Annotated in this window: 3 protein-coding genes and 1 pseudogene; 3 read left to right on the forward strand and 1 reads right to left on the reverse strand. The window is 68.2% G+C overall.

All coding sequences use genetic code 11. From position 1 onward, the window contains the following. The first annotated feature begins 241 nt into the window (after nt 1-241). From OC534_RS19175 to OC534_RS19185, 3 genes are all read left to right on the forward strand, one after another. On the forward strand, nt 242-811 hold the full coding sequence (locus OC534_RS19175; RefSeq protein ID WP_153164508.1) for a TetR/AcrR family transcriptional regulator: 570 nt from the start codon (nt 242-244) through the stop codon (nt 809-811). A 153-nt stretch (nt 812-964) separates the two neighbouring features. After that, complete coding sequence (locus OC534_RS19180; RefSeq protein WP_246864041.1) at nt 965-1,981, forward strand: MBL fold metallo-hydrolase; 1,017 nt, start codon at nt 965-967, stop codon at nt 1,979-1,981. 83 nt (nt 1,982-2,064) lie between these two features. Beyond that, the gene (locus OC534_RS19185) at nt 2,065-2,790 is read left to right on the forward strand and encodes a hypothetical protein (protein ID WP_262072408.1); all 726 of its coding nucleotides are present in this window, start codon (nt 2,065-2,067) and stop codon (nt 2,788-2,790) included. A 214-nt stretch (nt 2,791-3,004) separates the two neighbouring features. Here the strand turns inward: OC534_RS19185 and OC534_RS19190 are convergent. Continuing rightward, nucleotides 3,005-3,266 (reverse strand): annotated as a pseudogene (locus OC534_RS19190) (hypothetical protein); the annotation flags it as partial.

Here is a 3,266-nt window from a genome sequence, read left to right on the forward strand (position 1 = left end):
CGCCCACCCCGCCCGACCGCGCCGAGGCGAGAAACGCCGCGTAGGCCGGGAAGTCGTCCAGGGTCTGGGCACGCAGGCGCAGGCGCGGCGTCAGCAGGGTGATGATCGAAGCGGCGTCCATCCAACAGCGTTCCGTACGGGTCACCGCTCAGTATGAACGGCTCCGCAGCGCGGCGTGACGTGTGCTTGCTCGGGGCGGCGAAACACCGTTAAATGAGCACTCACTCACTTAATGATCCTCATGGCCCGTCCCCTCAGCGAAGCGAAACGAGACGCCATCCTGGCTGCCGCCGGTGCGCTGGTGGCGGCGCAGGGCGTGGGCGCGTCGACCGCGCAGATCGCGCGCGCGGCCAAGGTCGCCGAAGGCACGGTGTTCACCTATTTCGAGACCAAGGATGCGCTGCTCAACGCGCTGTTCGTGCGCCTGGAGATGCGCCTGGCAGCCGCCATCGGTGACGACTTCCCTGCCGATGCCGACGCCCACGACCAGTTGCAGCATGTCTGGAACGCGCTGGTTGCGTGGGGCGCGGCGCACCCGGTGGACCGCATGGCGCTGCGCCAGCTCAAGGTCTCCGAGCGCATCAGCGCGCCGACGCGGGCCCACTGCGAAGGCCTGTTCGGCGGCATGCTGCAGTCGCTGGAAACCAACCTGGCCCGGCACATCGACGCCGACCGGCTGCCGTTCTACCTCGGCCGGGTGCTGGTCAGCCTGCTGGAAACCACGCTGGAAGCGATGGCCGCCCAGCCCGACCAGCGCCAGGCCCTGCAGCAGGCCGCGTTTGACCTGTTCTGGAAAGGCATCCAGCGCTGACCTGTTTTTTCACCATTTAAATGAGTGCCTACACACTCATATATCGAGACCCGCATGCGATTCCTGCCCGTCCTCGCCGTTGTGCTTGCCACCACCTCCCTCCTCATCTGGACCCTGCACGTGCCTATCGCCGCCCATGACCGCTCGCCGCAGATGACCGCCGGCCAGTTCACCAATCCCGCCCCGAAGCCAAAGGAAACCCTCGGCGGCACGCTAAAGCTGCTGTGGGAATTCCTGTTCGACCGCCCGGCCGGCACCACGCCGCCGCAGGCGCCCCCGGTGCGTGCGGTAAGCGCGCGGGAACTGGCCACGGCCCCCGACCACAGCCTGTACCGGCTCGGTCATTCGACGCTGCTGATCAAGCTGCGCGGTGGCTGGTGGCTGACCGACCCGGTGTTCTCAAGGCGCGCCTCGCCGGTGCAGTGGATGGGACCCAAGCGCTTCCATGCGCCGCCGATCGCGTTGAAGGACCTGCCACCGATCCGCGGCGTGGTGCTCTCGCACGATCACTACGACCACCTCGACCGCGCCACGATCAAGCATCTGGCCACCCGCGCGGACGTGTTCCTGACCCCGCTTGGCGTCGGCGACCGCCTGATCGCCTGGGGCGTTCCGCGCGAGCGCGTGCACCAGCTCGACTGGTGGGAGCAGATCGATATCGACGGCGTGCGTTTTGTCGCCACCCCGGCGCAGCACTTCTCCGGGCGCGGCCTCCGCGATGCCAACCGAACGCTGTGGGCGTCCTGGGTGATTCTGGACGCAGACCTGCGCGTGTTCTTCAGTGGTGACACCGGCTATTTCGACGGCTTCAAGCGCATCGGCGAACGCTACGGTCCCTTCGATGTCACCTTCATCGAAACCGGTGCCTACGATGCCAAGTGGCCGTTCGTGCACATGCAGCCCGAGCAGACCGTGCAGGCCCACCAGGACCTGCGCGGGCGTTGGCTGCTGCCGATCCACAACGGCACCTTCGACCTGGCGCTGCACCAATGGGACGAGCCGTTCGAGCGGGTCAGCACGCTGGCCGCCGAGCGGGCGATTCCGCTGGCCACCCCGGGCATGGGCGAACGCATGGATCTGGATGCGCCGCAGTCGTTCAGCCCGTGGTGGCGCACGGTCAAGGCCGCGCAGGATGCACGCCGCGACGTGCCGGTGGGATCACCGATGTGACCCCGTACAGCGGAACCGCAAGGGCGCCACGCTATCATCGACACCCCGCGCAGCAACGCACTGCCGCCCCCCCAGGACCCTCCATGCAGATCGACCTCCGCGCGATACCCACCGCGGGATGGGACGCCACCGGCGTCCCGGAGTTTCCCTGCTGCCCGGACCCGCAGCTGGGCAGTCTGGCCAGGGCCGGACGTGATGCAGCCGACATCGACGCGCTCATCGCGTTCCTGCAGGACAGTTTCACCAGCACGCTGTATGCGTTCGGCCACATCCTGCGCGCGCATCTGCCGCCCCGCGACCTGCGCCTGCAGGCGGCAGCCATCGGCACCCTGCACCAGGGCGGCACCGACGCCATCGTCCACCACGGCAACCTGATCGTCGACGGCGACCTGCAGCCGCCCTCGTTGCTGCTGGTCACCGGCAACCTCACCGTCAACGGCGTCCTGCGCGACACCGGCAATGTGGCGGTGCTCGGTGACCTGCACTGCCGACACGTGGGCTCGGAAGCCTGGTTCATCGTTGGCGGCGACTGCGTGGCCGAGGGCTTCGTCTACGGTTCCTGCAACGACACCGTGTTCGAAGTGCTGGGTACGCTGCGCGCCCGCGCGGTGGTGACCGACGACCATGCGATGTACGCCGAAGACGGCATGATCGTCACGCACGCGCCCACCTTGCCGGGGGTCAACTGGGAGGTGCAGGTGTTCGATCTGTGGGACCCGGTGCACCGCCAGGAGCTGCTTGCCGCCGTGGGAACCGATATCCATGCGGTGGTGCCGGTGAAGGCGTTCGAGGACGAGGACCTGGGGTGAGCGCGGTCACGGTGTGCTGGACTGCACAGCAGTCCTGCTTGCCAGCGTCCTGGCTTTCTGGAACCGACTTTCTGGTATCGCGAAACGCATCGAACACGAACGCCGCGCGCGCGGAGGCAAGTTCCGGACGCTGGCCTCATCCGCGTCAACATGAAAAAACCCCGGATGGCACCAGGCCACCGGGGTTTGATTCATGCGCCAAGTCAATGAAGACTCAGAACGGAATATCGTCATCCGCGAAGTCATCCATCGGCGGTGCCGACTGCTGCCGCCGCGGCTGCGGACGCTGCTGCTGGCCGTAACCACCCCCACCCCCCCGCTGACCGCCGCCCCCCCCACCACCCCCGTACTCCTTGCGCGGGGGCCCCCCGCGCCGCCGGCGCCCCCCCCCCGCCGTGGTGCCCCCCCCCCCCCCCCCCCCCCCGCCCTCCCCCCCGGCCCTCTTCTCTACACACCTCCCCGGCCCCCAGAACCGG

The organism is Stenotrophomonas sp. Marseille-Q5258 (genome assembly GCF_946900935.1).
Lineage (GTDB): Bacteria > Pseudomonadota > Gammaproteobacteria > Xanthomonadales > Xanthomonadaceae > Stenotrophomonas > Stenotrophomonas nematodicola.

What these genes read in the sequence shown, in the direction of transcription:
- OC534_RS19180 (WP_246864041.1), top strand. Translation starts at nt 965, where the DNA reads ATGACCGCCGGCCAGTTCACCAATCCCGCCCCGAAGCCAAAGGAAACC.
- OC534_RS19185 (WP_262072408.1), top strand. Translation starts at nt 2,065, where the DNA reads ATGCAGATCGACCTCCGCGCGATACCCACCGCGGGATGGGACGCCACC.
- OC534_RS19175 (WP_153164508.1), top strand. Translation starts at nt 242, where the DNA reads ATGGCCCGTCCCCTCAGCGAAGCGAAACGAGACGCCATCCTGGCTGCC.